This window comes from Vreelandella stevensii S18214 (genome assembly GCF_000275725.1).
In the GTDB taxonomy this organism is placed as follows: domain Bacteria; phylum Pseudomonadota; class Gammaproteobacteria; order Pseudomonadales; family Halomonadaceae; genus Vreelandella; species Vreelandella stevensii.
Genome location: NZ_AJTS01000004.1, coordinates 1 through 24284 on the forward strand (window position 1 = coordinate 1; position 24284 = coordinate 24284).

At 61.9% G+C, this 24284-nt stretch carries 21 protein-coding genes and 1 pseudogene; 17 read left to right on the forward strand and 5 right to left on the reverse strand.

What is annotated here, in order from left to right:
- Positions 1-423: 423 nt before the first annotated feature.
- The 3 genes from dsbG to HSS18214_RS0100150 all read right to left on the reverse strand — a co-directional run bounded on the left by dsbG (position 424) and on the right by HSS18214_RS0100150 (position 3951).
- Positions 424-1206, reverse strand: coding sequence for a thiol:disulfide interchange protein DsbG (gene dsbG, locus HSS18214_RS0100140; protein WP_016913288.1), 783 nt, complete (start codon positions 1204-1206; stop codon positions 424-426).
- A 64-nt stretch (positions 1207-1270) separates the two neighbouring features.
- Complete coding sequence (locus tag HSS18214_RS0100145; protein ID WP_016913289.1) at positions 1271-2086, reverse strand: TlpA family protein disulfide reductase; 816 nt, start codon at positions 2084-2086, stop codon at positions 1271-1273.
- Between the two features lie 101 nt (positions 2087-2187).
- Positions 2188-3951, reverse strand: coding sequence for a sugar phosphorylase (locus HSS18214_RS0100150; protein WP_016913290.1), 1764 nt, complete (start codon positions 3949-3951; stop codon positions 2188-2190).
- A 282-nt stretch (positions 3952-4233) separates the two neighbouring features.
- Between HSS18214_RS0100150 and nrdR the strand changes: the two genes are divergently transcribed.
- The 13 genes and pseudogenes from nrdR to HSS18214_RS0100215 all read left to right on the forward strand — a co-directional run bounded on the left by nrdR (position 4234) and on the right by HSS18214_RS0100215 (position 18268).
- Positions 4234-4746, forward strand: a complete 513-nt coding sequence (nrdR, locus tag HSS18214_RS17645) for a transcriptional regulator NrdR (protein ID WP_040460675.1) — start codon at positions 4234-4236, stop codon at positions 4744-4746.
- Positions 4743-5894, forward strand: a complete 1152-nt coding sequence (gene ribD, locus HSS18214_RS0100160) for a bifunctional diaminohydroxyphosphoribosylaminopyrimidine deaminase/5-amino-6-(5-phosphoribosylamino)uracil reductase RibD (RefSeq protein WP_016913292.1) — start codon at positions 4743-4745, stop codon at positions 5892-5894. The genes nrdR and ribD overlap by 4 nt, the downstream gene beginning before the upstream one ends.
- A 72-nt stretch (positions 5895-5966) precedes the next feature.
- Positions 5967-7133, forward strand: a complete 1167-nt coding sequence (gene ribBA / locus HSS18214_RS0100165) for a bifunctional 3,4-dihydroxy-2-butanone-4-phosphate synthase/GTP cyclohydrolase II (protein ID WP_016913293.1) — start codon at positions 5967-5969, stop codon at positions 7131-7133.
- A 4-nt stretch (positions 7134-7137) separates the two neighbouring features.
- A complete protein-coding gene (gene ribH, locus HSS18214_RS0100170; RefSeq protein WP_016913294.1) occupies positions 7138-7626 on the forward strand; it encodes a 6,7-dimethyl-8-ribityllumazine synthase in 489 nt (162 codons plus the stop codon).
- Positions 7623-8126 (forward strand): transcription antitermination factor NusB, encoded by a 504-nt coding sequence (gene nusB, locus HSS18214_RS0100175; protein WP_016913295.1) that lies wholly within the window; start codon positions 7623-7625, stop codon positions 8124-8126. The genes ribH and nusB overlap by 4 nt, the downstream gene beginning before the upstream one ends.
- A 34-nt stretch (positions 8127-8160) precedes the next feature.
- On the forward strand, positions 8161-9138 hold the full coding sequence (thiL, locus tag HSS18214_RS0100180; protein WP_016913296.1) for a thiamine-phosphate kinase: 978 nt from the start codon (positions 8161-8163) through the stop codon (positions 9136-9138).
- The gene (locus tag HSS18214_RS0100185; protein WP_016913297.1) at positions 9135-9608 is read left to right on the forward strand and encodes a phosphatidylglycerophosphatase A family protein; all 474 of its coding nucleotides are present in this window, start codon (positions 9135-9137) and stop codon (positions 9606-9608) included. Before thiL ends, HSS18214_RS0100185 begins: the two co-directional genes overlap by 4 nt.
- Positions 9609-9663: 55 nt before the next feature.
- Positions 9664-10917 (forward strand): DUF945 family protein, encoded by a 1254-nt coding sequence (locus HSS18214_RS0100190; protein ID WP_016913298.1) that lies wholly within the window; start codon positions 9664-9666, stop codon positions 10915-10917.
- 149 nt (positions 10918-11066) lie between these two features.
- Complete coding sequence (gene lon / locus HSS18214_RS0100195; protein ID WP_016913299.1) at positions 11067-13538, forward strand: endopeptidase La; 2472 nt, start codon at positions 11067-11069, stop codon at positions 13536-13538.
- Positions 13539-13621: 83 nt separating this feature from the next.
- Positions 13622-14632: pseudogene (locus HSS18214_RS17650) on the forward strand (methyl-accepting chemotaxis protein); the annotation flags it as partial.
- A gap of 189 nt (positions 14633-14821) precedes the next feature.
- Complete coding sequence (locus tag HSS18214_RS0100205; RefSeq protein ID WP_016913302.1) at positions 14822-15037, forward strand: PAS domain S-box protein; 216 nt, start codon at positions 14822-14824, stop codon at positions 15035-15037.
- A gap of 255 nt (positions 15038-15292) precedes the next feature.
- Complete coding sequence (ilvD, locus tag HSS18214_RS0100210) at positions 15293-17137, forward strand: dihydroxy-acid dehydratase (protein ID WP_016913303.1); 1845 nt, start codon at positions 15293-15295, stop codon at positions 17135-17137.
- A gap of 75 nt (positions 17138-17212) precedes the next feature.
- Positions 17213-18268, forward strand: a complete 1056-nt coding sequence (locus HSS18214_RS0100215) for an oxidoreductase (RefSeq protein WP_016913304.1) — start codon at positions 17213-17215, stop codon at positions 18266-18268.
- Positions 18269-18678: 410 nt separating this feature from the next.
- Here HSS18214_RS0100215 and nudE read toward each other — a convergent pair whose 3' ends face one another.
- Positions 18679-19293 carry an ADP compounds hydrolase NudE gene (gene nudE / locus HSS18214_RS0100220; protein ID WP_016913305.1) on the reverse strand — a complete coding sequence of 205 codons (615 nt, stop codon included), beginning with the start codon at positions 19291-19293 and terminating at the stop codon, positions 18679-18681.
- Positions 19294-19363: 70 nt separating this feature from the next.
- Here nudE and yrfG point away from each other — a divergent pair, with 70 nt between their 5' ends.
- From yrfG to HSS18214_RS0100240, 4 genes are all read left to right on the forward strand, one after another.
- A complete protein-coding gene (gene yrfG, locus HSS18214_RS0100225) occupies positions 19364-20011 on the forward strand; it encodes a GMP/IMP nucleotidase (protein ID WP_016913306.1) in 648 nt (215 codons plus the stop codon).
- A gap of 78 nt (positions 20012-20089) precedes the next feature.
- A complete protein-coding gene (gene hslR, locus HSS18214_RS0100230) occupies positions 20090-20479 on the forward strand; it encodes a ribosome-associated heat shock protein Hsp15 (protein WP_016913307.1) in 390 nt (129 codons plus the stop codon).
- Positions 20480-20533: 54 nt separating this feature from the next.
- Positions 20534-21409, forward strand: a complete 876-nt coding sequence (gene hslO, locus HSS18214_RS0100235; RefSeq protein WP_016913308.1) for an Hsp33 family molecular chaperone HslO — start codon at positions 20534-20536, stop codon at positions 21407-21409.
- Between the two features lie 313 nt (positions 21410-21722).
- Entirely contained in the window at positions 21723-23279 is a 1557-nt protein-coding gene (locus HSS18214_RS0100240) for a phosphoenolpyruvate carboxykinase (protein ID WP_016913309.1), read from the forward strand.
- A gap of 115 nt (positions 23280-23394) precedes the next feature.
- Here HSS18214_RS0100240 and HSS18214_RS0100245 read toward each other — a convergent pair whose 3' ends face one another.
- Entirely contained in the window at positions 23395-24255 is an 861-nt protein-coding gene (locus HSS18214_RS0100245; RefSeq protein WP_016913310.1) for a LysR substrate-binding domain-containing protein, read from the reverse strand.
- Between the last annotated feature and the right edge of the window lie 29 nt (positions 24256-24284).

Consider the following 24284-nt stretch of genomic DNA (forward strand, 5'->3'; position numbering starts at 1 on the left):
GCACGGGCACGGATATCCCCGTAGCGCGGCGTAACGATTGAGCGAGAGCAACGAGCGAAAGAGGCACCCGCGGAGGCGGCGCCAGCCGCCCTGATGGTGCCACAGCACCCACAGCATCCTCGAATGACAACATGCCACCGCCACCCCCGGCGCCCTCATCGGCAACGCTTTCCGCGTTGCTTCGCGGGTGCGCTCCGCTTACACCGCGCTACGGTATGTCGCCAACATCAATCCCAATACGTCACCACGTCAAATCGCGGCACCCCCGTAGCGCGGCGTAACGATTGAGCGAGAGCAACGAGCGAAAGAGGCACCCGCGGAGGCGGCGCCAGCCGCCCCGATAGCGCCAAGGTCATTACCCCAGCACGATATCGCTAAAAGCCACAGCCACCTTGGGCGTGGTGGCTAGTCTGGCCTCCATGCTTACGGTGCTTCGCTGCCCATCATGTCCAGAAGGCGGGCTTCGTTGGGCATGCCCTGGATGCGGTCGATGCGTAGCAGGCCTGTGTCGGTTTCGCGTTGGTAGGCGCTGGTGGGGGTGGCGTACAGGCCCAGCTCATCGAAAAGCTGGTTATTGGCATAGACCTGTTCTTCGATATCGCGAGGTTGCGCACTGGCGCTCAGGGATTCGCCTTCGCTATGGCGGTGCAGGGCCTCGGCGGGGTCGTCGGCACCGAGGAGGGTGGCGGCGAGGGCGGGGCTGTTTGGCGCCAGAATGCCTACCATGATGTGGCGTAACTGAACTTCACCGGCTTCCACCCAGGGGCGAGCTTGTTGCCATAGCTGGCGGCAGTAAGGGCAGTTGGCGTCGGTGAAGGTGTAAATCACGCGGGGGGCGTCCGGGTTGCCGTCCTGAATCCAGTGGCTCTCTTCCAGCAGTTGCCAGGTTTCGGCTTCGAGCGGGACGCGCACATGTTCGTCCAGCTGCGCTTCGGTCAGGTCATTGCCCGCGCTGTCCATCAGTGTGCCGACAATGGCGTGTTCGCCGTCGGCGGTCAGGTAGATGGCCATATCCTGGCCTTGCACGCTGGCGCCGTAGCCGCGCATACCGCCGGGGGCCTCGAACTGCCCGTGAATGCTGATGCCCTGGTCGGCCAGGGCTTGCACCGGGGCGGGTAGAGCATCGGCCTGGCTGGTAATGGCAAAGCCGCTCAACGCAGCCAGCAGGGTCAGACGGCCCGTCTGAATGGGAAACATCCGTTGCATCACTTTATCCTCAAATAGGCCGCTATTGCGGCAGCGGGTAACTCATGATCACGCTGTAGAAGGCTTAACGAATACGTGATAGCCCATCGTTCAGGGTGGCTCGGGAAAGCTCGCCAAAGTGGGTGCTGACCAATTGGCCCTGGGCATCATAATAAAGCGTGGTGGGCATGGCATGGGCACCTGTCACTTGACCCAGCGCATTGCGCGGGTCTTGCCAGACGTTGTCGAGCTGAAAGCCATGTTCTGCCATGAAGCGGTTGATCTGTGGAAGACTCTCCCCCTGATTGACGAACACGAACGTCACGTCCTGCTCCTGCTGCTGAGCCGCTTCGAAGACCGGCATTTCGCGAATGCAGGGCGGGCACCAGCTGGCCCACAGGTTCACTACCATGGGTTGGCCCTGTTGCTGAGCCAGCTCCGGCAGGCTGATGGGGGTGTCTTCCAGGGTGCTGAGCGGGGTGGTGGGCAGCGGCCGGGTCTGCTGTTCGATGAGCAGGGTGCTGCCCAGCGTGACGCCCCACACCAGACCGCCGGTGAGCATGGCCGCGCCCAGCGGCGCGCGTTGACGCGGCGAGCGCCACAGTGCCCAGACGCCATACCCTATCCCGGCCAATGCACCGGCCAGCAGATCAAAACCACCGTCACGAATATCCAGCCGCGCGAGCAGGCCGTCGTATTCACCCCAGTAACGCACGACGAATACCAGCCTGGCCGCCAGCAGGGCGACCATCAGCAGGGTAAACAGGGTATCGCTGACCGAAACCTGCTGGCGCCTGCCCAGCAGGGCGCCCACCAACAGGGCGAGTAAGAAGGCAAAACCGATGATCAACTGATGCAGGCTGAATCCCATGGGGCCAATGGCCAGGCTTTGTTGCAACATAAACGCTCACGTATCCACCGTCGAATTGGATGGACAGTGTCGCAGGACAGGATTATTAAAGGATTATCTTGTTCTGTCCTGAGACGTTATGTCGCAAGGCGTCAGGCGTTAGCCACCAGCCAGAGCACGGCATAGGGAGGCAGGGATGCCAGCGGGTGAAGCGAAGACGAGGTATCCAGCGGCTGCCAGGCGTGCTGCTGCAGTCGCTGAGTCAATGCCTCGCCGCCCTGGTCGAGGGCTATGCGGCGGTCGGTGACGTTGAACAGGGCCAGCAAGCATCGGCCATCGGCCAGCGGACCGCGCTCGATGGCCAGCAGCTCTGCTGGCGTGCTGATGACCTGCTGGGGCACGTTGGGGTGAAAGCAGGGCTCCTGACGGCGAAGGTCCAACAGCCGACGCAGGGCATGGAAGACATCGTGGGTTGGGGTAGAGGGGCTTTCCAGCAGCAGCTCCAGTTCGTCCAGCGGCCAGCGACGCCGGTTGATGGAGCGCAGCCGCCCGCTGCGCTCGACGCCTTCGACATCGTTGAGCGTGCCGGTCAAGGTGTGCAGGTAGAGCGCAGGAATGCCTTGCAGGCTGAGCATGATGGCCTGACTGCACAGGAAGCGCGCAATTTGCCAAGGGTCGGGGCCGCGCCGGGTACCGCGCATGGCCTCGAACCAGGTAATGTTGATTTCGTAGGGCGTGTCGCTGCCGTCCGGGTTGCTGCGCATGCTGACGAAGCCACCGAAGCGGTGCATCAGCTCCAGCAGGGCGTCCCGTTCGTGGTCCGGCAGCAGGCCCTCCAGCGGGCGCACCCCGATGCCGTCGTGGCTGGCGGTAAAGTTGAGGTAAGTACAGTGTTCAGGCAGCACCGGCAGGCTGGATAGCCAGCCTTGCAGGGTGCTGGCCTCCCCACGGGTGAGGGTGTGCAGCAGCAGCGGGGGCAGCGCGAACTGGTACACCATGTGCGCCTCGTCCGGCGGGCCTTCCGCCAGGCGTTCGAGGCCGAAATAGCTGATGTTTTCGGCATGGGGCACGTTGGTTTCGGTGATGATCAAGGTGCCGGGGGCGATCTCATCGACGATGGCGCGTAGCAGGCGTACCACGGTATGGGTTTCGGGCAGGTGAATACAGGCCGTGCCCAGCCGCTTCCACAAGAATGCCACGGCATCGAGGCGGATGATCCTCACTCCCTGCTGCAGGTAAAACAGCAGGATGCCGACGAATTCCAGCAGGACATCCGGGTTCTCGAAATTCAGGTCGATCTGGTCTTCCGAAAACGTGGCCCACAGGTGGCGTGTGCCCCGGCGGGTGGAGACAGGCACGAGCAGCGGGCTACTGCGTGGCCGCGTGACCTGGGAAACATCGGTGTCAGGGTCCACCTCGATAAAGTAGTCCCGCCCCGGCAGGCTGCCGGTCAGGTAATCCACGAACCACAGCGATTCACGGGAAACGTGGTTGAGCACCAGGTCGCCCATCACGTCATAGTGGCTGGCCAGGTCACGGATATGCGACCAGTCTCCCAGTTCGGGGTTGACCTCCCGGTAATGGATGACCGAAAAACCGTCGTCGCTGCTCCAGGGAAAGAAGGGCAGCACGTGCACCCCGCTGATCGTCTCGCCCAAGTGGCGCTGCAGAAAGTGGTTCAGTACGCCCAGTGGGGGCGTGCCGTCTGCCACGATGGAGTCACCATAGCTGATGACCCACTGATCCTTTTCGCTCCATGTTGGTGCAATGCCGCTCTGCTCAGCAGATAAAGGCGCCGCCGGAAGCAGCGGTCGGAAGTGGGCCAGATGCTGTTCGAGGCGCCGCTGTACTTCCCCTGCGCGCTGGCCGTACAGGTGGGTCAAGTAACGCTGTAGCCTGAGCTCAAATGCCGTCATGGGTGCCTCCTTTCAATCAACCTTCGACAAACGCTGCAGCTTGTGTGCCAAATCGTTACAATATAGGAGAATACTGTGCGAAATGACGTACAAGTCATGAGTACGCCTGCTTTTGCAGGCACGACAAACGGTAGTGGGATGGTTTACCCAATGACCCCTGAAGGGTTCTTAAAATAGCTTACAAAACAAGAGATAGCAGGCGGCCCGTTGGCACGGCTGGTATCTACGGGGCTGACACGCTGAGCGCACTTGAGGGTGCGTGCCGACAATAGGTTGACTGCCATGCATTGTCCTTTTTGTGGTGCAAACGATACGCGAGTAACGGATTCACGCCTGGTGGCCGACGGTGACCAGGTGCGTCGCCGTCGCCAGTGTGCAAGCTGCCATGAGCGCTTCACGACCTATGAAACGGCGGAGCTGATCATGCCCAGGGTGGTGAAGTCGGATGGCTCGCGGGAGACCTTCAGCGAGGCCAAGTTAAGGGCTGGCATGTTGCGGGCGTTGGAAAAGCGCCCGGTCAGCGCGGAAGCCATCGAAGCCGCCGTGGAGCGTATCCGCCAATCCCTGCGCGCCCGCGGTGACCGCGAGGTGAATGCTCGTGACGTGGGCGAGGCCGTCATGCAGGCGCTACGCAGCCTGGATCAGGTGGCGTATATTCGCTTTGCGTCGGTGTATCGCAAGTTTCAGGATCTGGACGAGTTTCGGGCTGAAATCGACCGGCTGTCTCAGGAACCTGCTCAAGAGCCTGGCGATGACGCTGCCAGTGGGCCCGCGTCGAAAGAGGCTGAAGGATGAGCCTGTTCTCTGTTGCAGACCACCGTTTCATGGCCCGCGCCCTGAAACTGGCCCGCCAAGGCCTGTATACCACTGACCCCAATCCCCGCGTGGGGTGCGTCATCGTCCGCTACGATCGTTCGGCCGAAGGGCAGGTCGTGGGCGAAGGCTACCACTTACGCGCCGGTGAGCCTCATGCCGAAGTGCATGCGTTGGCAGCCGCAGGGGAACAGGCCCTTGGCGCCACGGCCTATGTGACGCTGGAGCCCTGTTCCCATACCGGGCGTACCGGCCCCTGTGCCGTGGCGCTGGCCAATGCCGGTGTAGGGCGCGTGGTAGTGGCCATGGGGGACCCCAATCCGCAAGTGAGTGGGCGGGGGATAGAGCATTTGAGAGCTGCCGGTATCGAGGTTCACGTGGGCCTGCTTGAGCAGGATGCACGGGCGCTCAATCCCGGGTTCGTGTTGCGCATGCAGTCACGGCGTCCGTTCGTGCGCTTGAAAATGGCGATGAGCCTGGATGGTCGAACGGCCATGGGCTCAGGGGAGTCGCAGTGGATCACTGGCCCGCAGGCGCGCACCCAGGTGCAGCGCCTGCGGGCACGCTCCAGCGCGATTCTCAGTGGCGTGGAGTCCATGATCATGGACGATGCGCGGCTGACGTTGCGGCCCGAACAGCTGGCGCTACCCCAGGCCGAAGAGATCGTGCTGCGCCAACCGCTGCGGGTCATTCTGGATTCTCGGTTGCGGCTGCCGCTGGCGGCGGCCTGCCTGCGTGAGCCGGGGCGCACGCTGATCATCACCACCGAGCAGCACAGCCCCGACAAGCGTCAGCGACTGGAAGCGGCTGGTGCCGAGATTCAGGTGTTGCCCAGCGACGCCGGGGGGCGCGTCGAGCTTGCTGACATGCTGCGCTGGTTAGCCGATAATGAGCAGGTAAACGAACTATTGGTAGAGACCGGTGCGACGCTGGCCGGGGCACTGCTGGACGCGCAGCTGGTCGATGAGTTGCAGCTGTTCGTCGCTCCTACACTACTCGGGGGCGATGCCCGGCCGCTGTTCGAGTTGCCGGGGATCACCCGAATGGCGGATCAAAAGCGCCTGGTGATCAAGGAGTTTCGCCAGGTAGGCCAGGACTGGCAGATTATCGCGACCCCCCGGGGCGACTAGCGCAAGCGGCCATAGCAAGGTACCCTGACGCCCGAAATCGCATCCCATGCGACCACTTTTTTTGGAGATTCCATGGCGCACTCCGCTTCTGAGGGCCTGTCCCCTATCGCCGAGCTGGTGGAAGACATTCGCCAGGGCAAAATGGTGATCCTCATGGACGATGAGGATCGCGAAAACGAAGGTGATATCATCATGGCGGCCGAACTGGTCAAGCCAGAGCATATCAACTTCATGGCGCGCTACGCCTGCGGTCTGATCTGCATGCCCATGACCCGAGAACGCTGCGAGCAGCTTAACCTGCCGCTCATGGTGCGCGACAACGGGTCCGGTTTTGGCACCAAGTTCACGCTGTCCATCGAGGCGACCGAAGGCGTGACCACCGGCATCTCTGCCGCGGACCGCGCACGCACGGTGCAGGCCGCCGCTGCGCCCAATGCCAAGCCCACGGATATCGTGCAGCCCGGCCATATCTTTCCGCTGATGGCCGAGCCGGGTGGCGTACTGCGCCGGGCAGGCCACACCGAAGCGGCCTGCGACCTGGCGGCGCTGGCAGGGCTCGACCCCAGCGGCGTGATCTGTGAAATCATGAACGACGATGGCAGCATGGCGCGTCGCCCCGAGCTGGAAGCCTTCGCCAAGGCCCACGGTATCAAGATCGGCACCATTGCCGATTTGATCCACTACCGGATCGTCAACGAACAGACTGTCGACGCCATCGAGACCAGTCGTGTGTCCACGGTGCATGGCGAGCTGGCGCTGCATGTGTTCCGTGACCGTATCCAGGGGGCTCACCACCTGGCGCTGGTGAAAGGCCAGCCCACCGCCGAGCAGCCCACCACGGTTCGTGTACACTTGGCCGATACGCTGCGCGACGTGCTGGGGCTGATGAAAGGCGAGCAGTGCCGCTGGGATGCCCACCGCGCCCTGCGTGAAATCGCCGAAGCGCCCGCCGGTGTGTTCGTCCTGATCGATGACGGGCGCCCACATCAGGATCTGAAAGACCAGCTGGACATCTTCCTGGATCGGGTACGCCAGCCGCGTACCAACGATTCGGACGGTGCCGGCAACTATTTAACCATTGGTACGGGTTCGCAAATTCTGCGCCATCTGGGCGTCGGCAAGATGCGGCTACTCAGCTCCCCGTGGAAATTCTCGGCGCTTTCCGGGTTCGATCTTGAAGTGGTCGAGCGTCTGGGGCCCAATGACACGGCGTATGAGCCCACTACTCAGCAGGAATAAATCGATGCAATCCCTTTCGCAAGTTGAAGGCACTTTTGTCGACGTCGATGGCCGTTATGTCATCGTGGTGGGGCGATTCAACCATCACGTGGTCGATAGCCTGGTAGAAGGCGCGGTGGATAGCCTGACCCGCCACGGCGTCGATGCCGAGCAAATCCATATCGTTCACGTGCCGGGTGCCTGGGAACTGCCGTTGGCGGTCAAGCGTGTGCTCAGCGTCATGAAGCCGGATGCCGTCATCGCGTTGGGCGCGGTCATTCGTGGCGGCACGCCGCATTTCGAGTACGTGGCGGGCGGCTGCAACACGGCCATCAATCACCTGCAGCTGGAATTCGACACGCCGGTCGCCAATGGCGTGCTGACCGTGGAATCCATTGAGCAGGCCATCGAACGAGCGGGCACCAAAGCAGGCAATAAAGGCACCGAAGCCGCCATGGCCGCCATGGAAATGGTGTCGCTGCTGCGCGCGCTGCCCGCAGGAGATACCCAATGAGCGAGCGACGTGAGCGCAAGTCCTCTGCGGCACAGCAGGGACGCCACGCCGCAAGGGAGTTGGCGGTACAAGGGTTATATCAATGGCACATGACCGGCAAGTCGATCTCGACCATCGAAGCCGAGTTTCGTAGCCAGAAGGCGGACGACGACCTGGAAGACCACGAGAACTGGGTCAAGGTCATGGAAATCGCCGACAAAGCGCTGTTTCATGAGCTGCTGCACAACACGGTGCGCTTCAAAGCCGAGCTGGATCGTGACATTGCACCGCTGCTGGATCGTCGTCTGGAAGACTTGGACGCGGTAGAGCTGGCTATTCTGCGTCTGGGCGCTTACGAGCTCTCGCGCCGCATGGAAGTGCCTTACCGCGTGGTCATTAACGAAGGCGTTGAGCTGGCAAAATCGTTTGGCGCCACCGACGGCCATAAGTACGTGAATGGCATTCTCGACAAGCTGGCCAACCGCTTGCGAAGTGCCGAAGTCAGCGCCCGCCGCTTGTAAGCGGGCGACCTGATCAAGCGTTTAAGGGGCCTTTGTGCTTGCCGAATTTGATTTGATTCGACGTTTCTTCATGTCGCCGCAGGAGGCGAAAGCGACGGATGGCGTTGCCCTGGGATGCGGCGATGATGCCACCTTACTGCTGCCCCAAGCGGGGCAGCAGCTCGTGGTCAGTGTGGATACCTCCGTGGTAGACGTGCACTTTCCCCATGATGCGCCTGCCCATGCGGTCGGCCATCGCGCCTTGGCCGTGGCGCTCAGCGACCTGGCGGCCATGGGGGCACGCTCCCGCTGGTGCTTGATGGCGCTGACCCTCGACCAGCGTGCGTTCCCCGGCAGTGCGGCCGCCGAGGCGTGGCTATCGGGCTATGCCGATGGCTTCCATGACCTGTGCCGTCGGCATGAGACCACGCTGGCGGGGGGCGATGTCACCGCAGGAGCGCTGAGCATAGCCGTGACGGTGATGGGCGAAGTGCCCTCCGGTGAAGCATTGACCCGCTCCGGGGCTCGTGTCGGCGATGTGATTGCCGTCACGGGCGCTTTGGGCGGTGGTGCGGGCGGGCTAGCGCTGTGGCAACAGGGTGAAAGAGACATGCAGCACCCGTTGCTCCAGCGCTATCTGTTGCCCCAGCCACGCCTGGCGGCGGGTGTTGCCCTGCGTGGCCTGGCCAGCGCAGCGCTGGATATCTCCGATGGCCTGCTGGCGGATCTCACGCATCTTTGTGAAGCATCTCAAGTGGGGGCTTCGCTTGAGGCCGAGCAACTGCCGCTGGCGGAAGGGCTGGAAGCCTGTCTGGGCGCGCAAGCAGCCCAGCGGGCAGCGCTTTCCGGAGGCGACGACTATGAGCTGCTGGTCACGCTGCCCCCTGCGCACGTTTCCCTGGCCAGGCAACGGCTGGCAGAGCAGGGGACCGCGCTCAGCGTGATTGGCCAGTGCACCGATACGCCTGGCATCACCGGCGTGGCGCCGTTGGCCGAGTCGGGCTGGCAGCACTTTCGTGGGGGTGTTCAATGAACCGTGCACCGGCCAGTGTCTGGCGACGCCCCACTCACTTCTTCGCCTTTGGCCTGGGGAGTGGCACCGTGCCCTGGGCGCCTGGCACCTTCGGCACGCTGGCGGCGATTCCCTTCTATTGGATGCTGGCGGCCCTGCCGCTGGCCTGGTATCTCAGTATCGTGTTCGTGGCCTTCATCGTCGGTGTCTGGCTATGCGATAAAACCTCCCATGACCTGGGGGTGCACGACCACTCCGGCATTGTCTGGGACGAGTTCGTCGGTTACTGGATCACCATGGCCGCGGTGCCCTTTTCCTGGGAAGCTGCCCTCTGGGGGTTCATCGTCTTTCGTATTTTCGATGTGTTCAAGCCCTGGCCCATCCGTTGGGCCGACCGCCGAGTGGCGGGGGGCTTTGGCATCATGATCGACGACGTCATGGCAGGCATCTACGCCTGGAGTACCATGCACTTATGGTTCTGGCTCCACTAGTCGACGCCCGATAGCAGGCGCTGCGCTTTGTCAGGAGGCCATACAAGGAGATAGCATGCGCAAGGAACGTTTAATCGTGCCCATCCTCTCGGTGATTGCCGTGATATGGATGGTCGCGCAACTGCTATCGAGCATCCTGTTCGAACGGAGCCTGCGTCAGGGGCTGGAAGACCTGGAAGCCCGAGGAGAGTGGCGAGTAGAGCGTTTGGATAGCCGTCAGGGCTGGTTGACATCACGCGGGCAACTGGTGCTGTCGCCCTTATTGGGCCGCCCTTGGCAGTTGGAGCTGACCTACGACGCCCGCCATGGATTGCTGTCTACCGATGTGCAGGGCACTCTGCTACCCCGGCTGGACAATGTGCTGCAAAAGGCCGTGGGCGATGTGTCTGCACCTTCTGTGCCGCGTTGGCAGGGTCGCTATCAAACCCTGAGCGGTCGCACCGAGCTGCGGCTGGCGCTGGCCCCCTTCGTGATTCAGCAGAATGGCCGTGAGTTGGAGGTGCGGGGGGCTCGCGTGCGCCTGGAGGGCATGTTTGGCGACTGGCGCTTGCGGGGGTTGTTCGACCAGTTGACGCTGACCGATGGCTTGTCCCAATTGACGCTGGGGCCCACCACCCTGGAAAGCCGCTACACCTACATCGACGATGCCTACCACTTCACCCAGCGTGACCACCTGCGCATCGACCGCCTGTCGATGCACTATCCTGCCTACGATATCCAGATCACCCCGCTGGATCTCTACAGCCAGATGACCCTGGATGAAACCGAGCTGAGCATTCAGGGAGAGCTGGTGCTGGGCGAGGTGCTGGTGCCCAGCGAAGCGCCGGAGACACCGCTGTTGAGGGGCCGTGTCGCGGCCGAACTGTCGCGGCTGAACGGTGATGCCGTGCGACAGGTGATCCGTCGGCTGCGCCAGGAAGCTGCCTGGGGGGATGCCGCGCTGCCCATGGCCGAAGGGCTGCTGGCGCGGCTGGAACCTGATCTGCTGCAAATATTGAGCGACTCTCCACGGCTCGATGTCATCACCATCGAACTCGATAGCCCGCTGCTCGGCCTGCAAGTTGCCGCAGACGGGGCGCTGTTTTTCGACGGTCGACAGCTGGATAGATTGCGCGTCGTCTCGCTGGACAAGCCCGAGGAGCAAGCGCGCTGGCGGGCACGTATCGACGGCGACTTCATCTGGCATGACGCGCCCACCGTGGCAGCGCTATGGCTGGGGCTGCCCCTCGGCACCCGGGAGCTGCAGTTCGACGTGGTGCGCGGCGTCTGGCGCGTCAATGGTCGTCCCATGCCGACACTGTGGCCGTAACGTTCCACCAATAAGTACGCTGTCAAATGGCGCTCAGGGTTGAAGTTTTCCCTGGCTGCCCACATCCCATTAACCATACGAAGCGGCGACAGTGACGGGCAAGCCCCTTGCTGGTCATTGCTGCTGGTTACTGTTGATGGGGAGGGCGCATGAGCGACCAGGATTACGACCGCGATCACGAACACCTCGATTGGCTCGCCGCAGGCGAGCATTCGGACCGTCACCAAGAACACCACGCAGAACACCAGAACGAAAACGATCACCGCTCGGATGGTGAGCGCACCCATTCACTGGTGCCTGCCAGCGACATGCTGCCCGAGCGTATCTATCTGCTGCCAATTCACAACCGCCCGTTCTTTCCCGCCCAGGTACAGCCTCTGGTGATCAATCGTGAGCGCTGGGAAGAGACCATGCGCCGCGTTGGCAACACGCCACATCACACCATTGGAGTAGCGTTCGTCGGAGAACAAGGGGTGCACTCCCTGGATCATGACGGCTTCCCCGAGATCGGGACGGCCGTCAAGGTGCACAAGCTGAAGAGCGAAGAGCAGCAGATTCAGTTCATCGCCCAAGGCCTTCAGCGTTTCAAGATCCAGCGCTGGCTCTCCAAGGAGCCGCCCTATCTGGTGGAAGTGACCTACCCGAAAGAGCCGGTCAATGCCGAGGATGAAGAGACCCGGGCCTACGCCATGGCGATCATCAACGGCATCAAGGAGCTGCTGCCCATCAACCCGCTGTACGGGGAGGAGTTGAAGCACTACCTCAATCGGTTCAGCCCCCATCAGCCTGGGCCGCTCACCGATTTTGCCGCTGCCATCACCTCGGCGAAAGGCCCTGAATTGCAGGACGTGCTGGCCACGCTGCCCGTAGCGGAGCGTATGCACAAGGTGCTGCCGCTGCTGCGCAAGGAGATCGACGTTGCCCAGCTGCAAAGCGAAATCAGCGAGCAGGTCAACGCGCAGATGCAGGAGCGCCAGCGTGAATTCTTCCTGCGTGAACAGTTGAAGGTGATTCAGCGCGAGCTGGGTATCTCCAAGGGCGACCGCGAAAACGACGTGGATACGTTCAGGAATCGCCTGGCGTCACTGGTGGTGCCGGAGCGCGTTCAGGCCCGCATCGACGAAGAGCTCAACAAGCTCAGCGTGCTGGAAACCGGCTCGCCGGAGTATGGCACCACGCGCAACTATCTGGACTGGCTGACATCGCTGCCCTGGGGCGTCACCAGCCAGGACAAGCTGGATCTCGGCCATGCCCGCGCGGTGCTGGACCGAGACCACGATGGCCTGAAAGACGTCAAGGAGCGCATCATCGAGTTCCTCGCCGAAGGCACGTTCAAGGGCGATGTGGGGGGCTCCATCGTGCTGCTGGTAGGGCCGCCGGGGGTGGGCAAGACCTCCATTGGCCGCTCCATTGCCGAGGCGCTGGGGCGTGAGTTCTATCGTTTCTCGGTAGGCGGCATGCGCGACGAAGCCGAGATCAAGGGCCACCGACGCACCTACATCGGTGCCATGCCCGGCAAGCTGGTGCAGGCGTTCAAGGAAGTGGAAGTTGAAAACCCGGTCATCATGCTCGATGAGATCGACAAGCTGGGCCAGTCCTTCCAGGGCGACCCCGCCTCGGCGCTGCTCGAAGTGCTGGACCCCGAGCAGAACGTGGATTTCCTGGACCACTATCTGGACGTACGCATGGACCTCTCCAAGGTGCTGTTCGTGTGTACGGCCAATACTCTGGACAGCATCCCGGGCCCGCTGCTGGACCGCATGGAGCAGATCCGCCTGTCCGGCTACATTGCCGAAGAGAAGCTGGAGATCGCCAAACACCACCTGTGGCCCAAGCTGCTGAAGCGCGACAACCTGCCGAAAAAACGCATCAACCTGACCGATGCCGCCCTCAAGCAGGTCATCGATGGCTACGCCCGCGAGGCGGGGGTGCGCCAGTTGGAAAAACAGCTGCACCGCATCGTGCGCAAGGCGGCGGTCAAACTCTTGGAAGAGCAGGTAGAAACGGTCAAGATTTCGGTCAAGAACCTGGAAGAGTTCCTGGGCGCGCCGCTCTTCCGCAAGGAGAAAGTGCTCAAGGGCGAGGGGGTCGTGACCGGCCTGGCCTGGACCTCCATGGGGGGCGCTACGCTGCCCATCGAGGCGGGCAAGATCCATTCTCTGGACCGCGGCTTCAAGCTCACCGGCAAGCTGGGTGAGGTCATGAAAGAGTCGGCCAATATCGCTTACAGCTACACCTTGGGGCACTTGGCCGAATTCGGTGCCGATGCCGATTTCTTCGACTCCGCGTTCGTGCATCTGCATGTGCCGGAAGGAGCGACACCCAAGGATGGCCCATCGGCGGGGGTCACCATGACCACGGCGCTGCTCTCGCTGGCCAAGCACCAGGCCATCAATCGCCCGCTGGCCATGACCGGGGAGCTAACCCTGACCGGGCAAGTTCTGCCAGTGGGCGGGATACGTGAAAAGGTCATTGCTGCCCGGCGCAGCGACATCTTCGAAGTGATCCTGCCGGAAGCCAACCGCCGTGATTATGACGAGCTGCCGGAGTACCTGAAAGAAGGCATGACGGTTCATTTCGCCAACCGTTACCGTGATGTGGCCAATGTAGTGTTCCGGTAACCTGGAGTATGGCTATGTAATGACTTGGTGTGTCACGTGACGTCAAACCTTGCGATTAGCGCCGCTCTTTGAAGAGCGGCGTTTTTTATATGACCTTCCAGATTGCCGCAGGTAACCTGGCCGCCCGCGAACGCCGACAAAGCAACGATGAGCTGGGAGAGCTGCTCTATTCGCTGGACACCATGCGTTTCAGCCTTTCCAGTATCGTCAGCGAGGTCGAAAACCGAGTGGCGGTGGTGACGCCTGCGATTCAGCAGATCGCCGCTGAGAACGAGGAGCTAGCATCGCGTACCGAGCAACAGGCCTCCTCGCTGCAGCAAACGGCCTCCAGCATGGAAGAGATGACCTCTACCGTGCAGCAGAATACCGACAACGCGCGCCAGGCCACCGAGCTCGCGCAGCAGAATGCCCACAGCACTCAGGAAACCCGCCAGCAAATGGAGCAGTTGGTGGAGCGCATGCAGCGCATTGCCCAGCGCGCCGAGAAGATGACCGAGATGATCGGCGTGATTGATGGCATTGCCTTCCAGACCAATATCCTGGCGCTGAACGCCTCCGTCGAGGCCGCCCGAGCTGGGGAGCATGGTCGCGGCTTTGCCGTGGTGGCCAGTGAAGTGCGCACCCTGGCCAGCCGCAGTGCTGATGCTGCCCAGGAAATCCGCAAGATGATCGACAGCACCACTCAGGAAGTCAGCGGTGGGCGCAGCGCCGTGGAGCAGGCCGAAAGCGCCATCGAGAACGTTGTGCGTCAGGTCAATCAGGTGAGCGAACTGATGGCCTCGATCAGCACCGCTTCCAGCGAGCAGAGCAGTGGAATCGGCCAGATCAACTCGGCGATTGCAGAGATGGACAACGTCACACAGCAAAACGCCACCAAGGTGCAGTCCATTGCCGCCTCCGCAGACAACCTGACCCTGGAAGCCTTCGAACTGGCCAACGTGGTCGATGCGTTCCGTCTGGAAGGTGCCCAGGAAGAGAGTATTGCGGCAGCGCGGGAAAAACTGGCGCGTGTGAAGAAAGCCGTTCCTCAGCAGCCTGATGCGTCGGCACGCCATGCGTTGCCCCACCAGGACGAGCCTTGGGAAACCTTCTGACGGGGTGCTGTGCTCAGTATCAATGAAAACCCACGATGTGTTTTGCCTATGCCACCCCCGGGTGGCATGTTTTTTGCCTTTTTTCATGACGACGGCTGCATATCAATGCGCGTCACCAGGTCGGCTTGGTAAAAGGAAGCGCTGGGTCATCGGGCGAAACATGCCTTTCAAAAAACACAGGGGGACTTCATGAGCACATCTAGCCAGGCAACCCTTGAGCTGACAGACGATCAGGTGCTGATTTCACGCTCCGACCGCCAGGGTAATATCACCTACGTCAATCAGACGTTCATTGAAGTAAGCGGCTACTCACAAGCCGAGCTACTGGGCGAACCCCATCATATTTTCCGTGATCCCGAGGTGCCTGCCCAGGTCTTCAAGAACATGTGGGCCACTCAGGGCTGATTGCCGAAGTGGGCAGCAAGGTCGAAGTGGTCACACCGCAGGTGAAATTCGCCGCTTGATCGATACCTCTACTCAGAAAATCGCGGGTGAAGGCCCGTGCCGTGGAAGAATGGAAGACGTTCTGAAGCGGGTGGGGTATTGGATATCGTCTACGTCTAGTCTCAGCGGTTCGCTCATGCCACAATCGAAGACCGCTGGATTCACCTGCCCGCCACCTCGTATGTGGCGGGCCATGATAAAGACGTAGAGGACACCATGCCCCAGTATCGCTCCCGTACCACTACCGCTGGCCGCAACATGGCAGGCGCTCGTGCCCTTTGGCGTGCCACCGGCATGAAGGATGACGACTTTCACAAACCGATCATCGCGGTAGCCAACTCGTTCACCCAGTTCGTGCCGGGCCATGTGCACCTCAAGGACATGGGCCAGCTGGTCGCCCGCGAAATCGAAAAAGCGGGCGGCGTCGCCAAAGAGTTCAATACCATCGCCGTAGATGACGGTATCGCCATGGGCCACGACGGCATGCTCTACTCGCTGCCTAGCCGCGATATCATTGCCGACAGCGTCGAGTATATGTGCAACGCCCACTGTGCCGATGCGCTGGTGTGCATTTCCAACTGCGACAAGATCACCCCCGGAATGCTGATGGCCGCCATGCGGCTCAATATTCCCGTCATTTTCGTCTCCGGCGGCCCCATGGAAGCTGGCAAGACCAAGCTGCTGAATCACGGCCTGGATCTGGTCGATGCCATGGTCATGGCCGCAGACGACAGCGTCGACGACGAGACCCTGGCAGAAGTCGAGCGCAGCGCATGCCCCACCTGTGGCAGCTGCTCGGGCATGTTCACCGCCAACTCCATGAACTGTTTGATGGAGGCGCTGGGCCTGGCACTTCCCGGTAACGGCACCGTGTTGGCGACCCATGCCGATCGCCGTCGCCTGTTCGAAACGGCGGGCCATCGTATCGTCGAGCTGGCCAAGCGTTATTACGAAGGCGAAGAGGCACACCTGCTGCCCCGCGCCATTGGCAACAAGGCCGCCTTCAAGAATGCCATGACCCTGGACATCGCCATGGGCGGTTCCACCAATACCATCCTGCACCTGCTGGCGGCGGCTCAAGAGGCAGAAGTCGACTTCACCATGGCGGATATCGACCGCCTTTCCCGTGAAGTGCCCCAGCTGTGCAAAGTGGCGCCCAATACTCAGAAATACCACATCGAAGACGTGCACCGCGCGGGTGGCATCATGGCCATTCTGGGCGAGCTGGACCGGGCGGGAGTGCTGGATGCCTCGGTGCCCACCGTGTACGGTGACAGCCTGAAAGCCGCGCTGGACGAGTGGGATATCATGCGCTCGCCCAGTTCAGAAGTGGTCGAGTTCTTCAAGGCCGGCCCGGGGGGCATTCCGACCCAAACCGCGTTCTCCCAGAGCGCCCGTTGGCCAAGCCTGGATGGCGACCGTGCCACCGGCTGTATCCGCGACCTGGAGCACGCCTTCTCCCGTGAGGGTGGCCTTGCCGTGCTCTACGGCAACATCGCCCTGGATGGATGTGTGGTCAAGACCGCTGGTGTAGACGACTCCATCCTGGTATTCGAGGGCAAGGCTCACGTGGTGGAGTCCCAGGATCAGGCAGTGGCCAACGTGCTGGATGGCAAAGTCAAAGAGGGCGACGTGGTGGTCATCCGCTACGAAGGCCCCAAAGGGGGCCCCGGTATGCAAGAGATGCTGTACCCCACCTCCTACCTGAAATCCAAAGGGCTGGGCAAGGCGTGCGCGCTGCTGACCGACGGCCGTTTCTCCGGGGGTACCTCGGGTCTGTCGATTGGTCACGTATCACCTGAGGCCGCCGCCGGGGGCGCCATCGGGCTGGTCGAGCAGGGCGATACCATTCTGATCGATATCCCCAACCGCACCATCAACGTGCAGCTGAGCGATGCCGAGCTGGCCAAGCGCCGCGAGGCCATGGAGTCGCGTGGCAAGGACGCCTGGAAGCCCGTCGAGCAGCGCCCACGCAAGGTGACGCCTGCCCTCAAGGCCTATGCCCTGCTGGCCACCTCCGCCGACAAGGGCGCAGTACGCGACCTCTCCAAACTGGATTGATCGGCGTATCTCACAGCCCGCGCAAGCGGGCTGTTTTTTTTGTGGTATATCACCCAACACCTATCGAGGAGCGTCATGAAGGCGACGATCAATGTGGGCCTGGTCGGCTATGGTTTTGCGAGTAAAACGTTTCATGCATCGCTGATTCAGGCGGTACCGGGGTTGGAGCTCGTGGCGGTGTCTTCCAGCGATGCCAGCAAGGTGACCGCCGATTTGCCCCGGGTGGACGTCGAGCGCGAGGCCCTGGCGCTGTGTCAGCGTAAGGATCTGGATCTGATCGTCATCCCAACGCCCAATGATACTCACTTTCCCCTGGCCAAGGCCGCGCTGGCGGCGGGCAAGCATGTGGTGGTCGACAAGCCCTTCACCGTCACGCTGTCGGAGGCCAGGCAGCTCAAGGCCTTGGCGGCGGATAAAGAGTGCCTGCTCTCGGTGTTTCACAACCGACGTTGGGACAGTGACTTCTTGACCGTCAAGGCGCTGCTGGCCGAAGGCACGCTGGGGCGAGTGACGGGCTTCGAATCCCGCTTCGATCGTTTTCGTCCGGAGGTGCGCGACCGCTGGCGTGAAAAAGCCGCGCCCGGGGGCGGCATCTGGTACGACCTGGGGCCTCACCTGCTGGACCAGGCCTGCGAGCTGTTTGGCATGCCCCACGCCATCCTGCTGGAGATCGGCGCGCGCCGAGACGCCGCCCATGCCGACGATGACTTCCTGGCCTTGCTGGAGTACGACGACTGCCGTGTCAGCCTGAGTGCAGGCACCCTGGTGGCCGAACCCACTCCCCGCTACCGCCTGCATGGCACGCTGGGCAGCTATGTGAAGATGGGACTCGACCCACAGGAAGCGCGCTTGAAAGCAGGCGAGACCCCCACGCCGCACTGGGGACAGGACATTCCCGGCACGCTCACCCTACGCGAAGGGCACGGCGAAGATGCCCCGCTGGTCAGTCATGAACACCCCACGCTACCGGGTGACTACCTCGCCTATTACCAGGGCGTTGCCGACGCCATCCGTCAACAAGCCCCCCTCCCAGTCTCCGTCGAGGACGCCCTGCGCAGCATGACCTTGCTCGAAGCCGGCCTCGACAGCCACCGCCAACGCCGCTGGATAGCGTTGAAGCACCCGCGTTAAATTGTTGGAATCATCGCGGGCTGAAGCCCCCTCCCACAGCAGCTGGCTGCCTGTCTTGTCATGGGGGGCAGCAAAGACAGCTGGGCGTCGAGTGACCGCCAGAGCAGCCACCCAGGCTAATTTGTGGGAGGCCAATTTCATTGGGCGACTGCCTGAGTAGTCACCCATATCAAGTCTGGTGCTGGAATCATCGCGGGCTGAAGCCCCCTCCCACAGCAGCTGGCTGCCTGGCTTGTCATGGTGGGGCAGCAAAGACAACTGGGCATCGAGTGACCGCCGGAGCAGCCACCCAGGCTAATTTGTGGGAGGCCAATTTCATTGGGCGACTGCCTGAGTAGTCACCCATATCAAGCCTGGTGCTGGAATCATCGCGGGCTGAAGCCCTTTCACAATGGCGTTGGAATGGCTCTTTAGAGCAAATCAATGCCGTTGCTGCGCTGCTCTTCGCGTAATCGGTCGCGTGCGATGTAGAGGGCGGCGATGGCGCGTGCTTCGTGGAAGTCGTCCCTTAACAGCAGCGCGGGGAGCTCTTCGATGGCGTGGGTTTCCACGATCAGGGGCTCGGGCTCGTCGCCGGGCAGGCGTTTGGGGTAGAGGTCGGTGGCGATCAGTACCTGCATGCGGTGTCGCATGTAGTTGGGGGCCAGCGAGAGTTCCACCAGCGGCTCGATGCGGTGGGCGCCAAAGCCGCACTCTTCCATGAGTTCACGGTTGGCGGCGGCCACGACATCCTCGCCGGGGTCCACCAGGCCTTTGGGCAGGGTGAGTACGTAGTCTTCGAAACCGGCCGCATACTCACGAATCAGCAAGACGTGTTCCGGGTCCGGCATGGCGATGATCATCACGGCGCCACGGTCGGCACCGGTGAGGCGCTCGAACTGGCGCTCCTCGCCGTTCGAAAAGCGCAGGTCCAGCGCTTCGATCTGGAACAAGCGGCTTTGGGCCACGGGGTGGCGAGCCAGAATCGTGGGCTTGCGCGGGTAGCGCTGTGTGGCGTCGCTGGTGGTGGAATCGTCGCGGTCCATCATGCCTCCGTGGCTGCAAAAAACGGGTTACGCTACAATAGCACGCTTACTCTCAAAGACTGGAGTGGCCATGATTGATTGGCGCGAGATCGACACGGTGCTGCTGGACATGGATGGCACGCTGCTGGACCTTCACTTCGACAGCCACTTCTGGTTGGAGCATCTGCCACGCCGCTACGTTGAGCTGCATCAACTGGATCAAGCCAGCCAGGAGGAGCTCAAGAGTCGCATCATCGGTGAGCAGGGCACTCTGAACTGGTACAGCCTGGCCTATTGGAGCCGCGAGCTGAACGTCGATATCGTGGCCCTCAAGCGTGAAGTACAGCACCTGATTGGGTTACGTGGCGATGCGCTGGATTTCCTGGGCTGGCTCAAGCAGGCCCATCCTCGTGTGGTGCTGGCCACCAACGCCGACCGTGCCAGTCTTGCACTGAAATTGCCGCTCACCGGGTTGGAAAACTACCTGGATGCCATCATCTCCTCGGAAGACGTTGGCGCTGCCAAGGAGGAGCAGGCCTTCTGGTTTGCGCTGCAGGAGCGAGAGCCCTTCGACCCCGCACGCACCCTGTTCATCGACGACAACGCCCGGGTGCTGGAAAGTGCCAGAGAGTTCGGAATCAAGTACTTGCTAGGCATCAAACAGCCTGATAGCCAGCGGCCCGAGAAGGAGCTGCAAGAGTTCGTGGCTCTGGACCGATTTGCCCAACTGCTGCCATGAGTGCGGCCTGGGCATCGGCCACTGAGTGATCCGCCAGTGGCGACCTTCAGGGGCAGCCAATAGATTAGGAGAGTGCCAATGAGCGACAGCGTTCGCCTGGACAAGTGGCTATGGGCTGCACGGTTTTTCAAGACCCGCGCCCTGGCAAAGAAAGCGATAGAAGGCGGCAAGGTTCACTATAACGGTGAGCGTGCCAAGACCAGCAAGAACGTCGAGCTGGGGGCGCTGATTCGCGTGCCCCAGGGCTGGGACATTTACGAGGTGGAAGTCACGGCGCTTTCAGACCAGCGCAGGGGCGCACCCGAAGCACGCACCCTGTACGCCGAAACCGAGGCCAGCGCCCAGCGTCGTGCCAAGGAAGCCGAGGCGCGTCGGCTCACCAACGAAGCGATGCAGCATCCCCTCAAGCGCCCCGATAAGAAGCAGCGCCGCGATATACACCGATTTCAACGCCAGCAGGGCGAGTAGCGTCGCTGACGCCTGCCTTGCCGACGTTCCCCTTTCTCACTTCATGGTTTCACTATGTCTGATCAGATCCAGCGTTTCCTGTTTGACCAAACCAACGTGCGTGGCGAAATCGTCACGTTGAGCACCGCCTATCAGGAAGTGCTCGACCGTCATGCCTACCCACCTGCGGTCAATGCCCTGCTGGGCGAGCTGCTGGCAGCGGTGGCCCTGCTGACCGATACGGTCAAGCTGGACGGCACGCTCAGCATCGAAGTGCGCGGCCAGGGCGCGCTGGCGCTGTTGATGGCAGAATCCAACCCGGGCGGTGAGCTGCGCGCCATTGCGCGTATCGCCGAAGAGGCCGCGCTGCCCAGCGAGCAGGCAAGCTTCCGTGAGCTGGTCGGCGACGGCCAGATCATGATCACCCTGGACCCCCGGGAAGGGCACCGCTACCAGGGCATCGTGGCACTGGATCACGATACCCTGGGGGGCTGCCTGGAAGCCTATTTCGGCCAGTCCGAGCAGTTACCTACTCGGCTGTGGTTGGCCGCCGATGGTCAGCGAGCGGGTGGGCTGCTGCTGCAGCGCTTGCCGGATGCCTCGCAAAACCAGGACGTGGATGCCTGGGAGCGCAGCGTGCACCTTGCCGAAACGATCAAGAACGAAGAGCTGCTGGGGCTGGAGCAGCGTGAGGTACTGTATCGGCTCTATCACGAAGAGACCGTCAGGGTCTTCGAACCCAAGGCGTTGCGCTTTGGCTGCACCTGTTCCCGGGAGCGTATGAGCCATGCGCTGTACACCCTGGGCAAGGAAGAGCTGATGGATATTCTCCAGGAGCAGGGTGCCATCGACACCCAATGCCACTTTTGCCACACGAAATATCACTACACCGCCGCAGATATTGAAATTTTGTTGGAAGACCCGAGCGCACCACCGCCAGTCATTCACTGATTGTGTAGTCGGCTGCTGATGGGGTGGGCTTCCAGGCCGCCTGGCGCCACCCCAGAGGAGACAATGCGCTCGGCGCACCCGGTAAACGGTTGTTTGAAAATATACTGCGCTGCAGCACAAAATGTAGTGTCATTGTAGTAGTTTAACTACAAGATATTTGCGAGAAGCCCCCGTTTCCCGGGGGCTTTCTTTTTGCCATAATGCGCCGGACTTCAGCGCGCCCAGCCCGTTCGCGAGTGGTTGGGATGACTTTTAAAGGCGTCGTACGACGCCCGGTAAACGAGATAAACGGCCGCAAGGCCCAGGAATCGACATGACCACGACTCAAGCCGCTCCTCAAGCCCACGTCAATCTCAGCAGCGCCGAACTGATCGAGCGCGCCGTGGCCCGTGGTGAAGGTCGCCTCTCGGCGAACGGAGCCCTGGTAGTCAACACCGGCGTACGCACCGGGCGTTCACCGAAAGACCGTTTTATCGTCGATGAGCCCTCCACCCGTGACAGCATCGATTGGGGCAGCGTCAACCGCCCGTTCGACGCCGAGAAGTTCTCGGCGCTGTGGGCGCGTGTCGAAGACTACCTGGAAAGCCGTGAGCGCTTCGTGGCCGAGCTGCACGTGGGCAGCGACAACACCCACTACCTGCCGGTACGTGTCACCACGGAAACGGCCTGGCAAAACCTCTTTGGCCGCACCATGTTCGTGCGCCCGCTGGCCTACAACCAGGCCGCCAAGGAAGAGTGGACCATCCTCAACGCCGCAGGCTTCGAGTGCGACCCGAACCGTGATGGCACCAACTCCGACGGCTGCGTGATCATCAACTTTGCCGAGCGCAAGGTGCTGATCGCTGGCATGCGTTACGCCGGTGAAATGAAGAAAGCCATGTTCTCGGTGCAGAACTACCTGCTGCCCGCCGCCGACGTGCTGCCGATGCACTGTTCTGCCAACGTCGGTGAAGATGGTGAAACCTGCCTGTTCTTCGGCCTCTCCGGCACCGGCAAGACCACGCTCTCTGCGGATCAGGCGCGCTTCTTGATTGGTGACGACGAGCACGCCTGGGGCGACGGCATCGTCTTCAACATGGAAGGCGGCTGCTACGCCAAGTGCATCGACCTTTCCGAGAAGAACGAGCCGGTCATCTGGAACGCCATCAAGTTTGGCACCGTGCTGGAAAACGTCGTGCTGGATGACCGCCGCGAGCCGGACTACGCCGACGACAGCCTGACCCAGAACTCCCGTGCCGCCTACCCGCTGGAGCACGTCGAGAAGCGCGTGGCCGAAAACCTGGCGGGTGAGCCCAACGCCATCGTATTCCTGACCTGCGACATGTCGGGCGTACTGCCGCCGGTGTCCATCCTGTCCAAGGAAGCCGCGGCCTACCACTTCCTGTCGGGCTACACCGCCAAGGTCGGCTCCACGGAAATGGGCTCTTCCGAAGGTCTGGCGGCAACGTTCTCTACCTGCTTCGGTGCGCCGTTCTTCCCGCGTCCGGCCCGTGAATACGCCGACCTGCTGATCAAGCGTGTCGAAAAGAAAGACGCCCAGGTGTACCTGGTGAATACTGGCTGGACCGGTGGTGCCTACGGTGAAGGCGGCTCGCGCTTCTCGATCCCCACCACGCGCGCCATCATCAGCGCGATTCAGTCAGGTATCCTGCGTGATGTCGAGACCAGGCACATCGACGGCCTGAACCTGCAAGTGCCGCTGGCCGTGCCGGGCGTGGACTCCAGCCTGCTGGACCCCCGCGACACCTGGACCGACCGCGACGCCTACGACCGTCACCTGCAAGACCTGGCCACCAAGTTCGTGGACAACTTCAAGAAGTTCGAAGGCATCAACGAAGCGATCATCAAAGCTGGCCCGCAGCTGACCTGATACTCGCTGTTTCATCGCTTCAAGGGAGGATGCCTGGCATCCTCCCTTTTTTGTGCTTGTGATTTTGTGCTTCCGTCAGGCCATCCTGGACTGGTTCGCCTGGGCGTGCAGGCCCTTACAAACGAAACCCCTCCGCAATGTGCTCTGCGAGGCTGTCGATGATCGGTGACTGGGTCTGGGAAGTGCGTTGCAGCACGATGGAAGCCTCGGGCAGGGCAGGGTAGCCCTCCTCTCTGCCAAGAATCAGCATGTCGGGGGTGACCAGGCTGTGCATCCAGGCAGAAACGGCCAGCCCAGCCCCGACCACGGCCTGCAAGGTGGCTAGGCTGGGGCTGCTGTAAGCCACGCGATAGGTCTTGCCCGCGCGGTCCAGCGCATGGCAGGCGTGGCGGCGGCAGAAGCAGGGGGCTTCGAACATGGCCAGTGGCACCGGCGTTTGTAGATGGATGGCGTGGTCGGCGGCCGTCACCCAGACGGTGGGTTCGCGTCTCAATAGCGTGCCGATCTCATCGCCTACCTCCCGGGTCATGATGATCAGGTCGAGGCTGTCCGGGGGCTGTCGTGAGAGTACCGATGAAGGGGCGCAGTGCACCTCGACATCCACCAGTGGCCACGCCTGGGAGAAGGTCTTCAGGATCCCCGGTAGAAAGCGCATGACGTAGTCGTCGGGCACGCCCAGGCGCACACGACCCACCATATCGGGCTGGCGCAAGAGCGTCAGCGCTTCACCCTGTAGCGAGAGAATCTTGCGCGCATAGCTCAGCAGCGTATGGCCTTCGCTGGTCAGCAGTAGCTGCCGATTCTGGCGAACGAAGAGGGGGCGTTGAATGACATCCTCCTCCAGGCGCTTCATCTGCATGCTTACCGCCGACTGGGTGCGGTTGACCGTCTGCGCCGCGCGGGTGAATCCGCCCTGGTCGACAATCGCCACAAAGGTGCGCAGCAGTTCATGATCGATGGTCGGTAACGTTGCCATGAGGTATCAATCTGCTTGATGTTATAGAT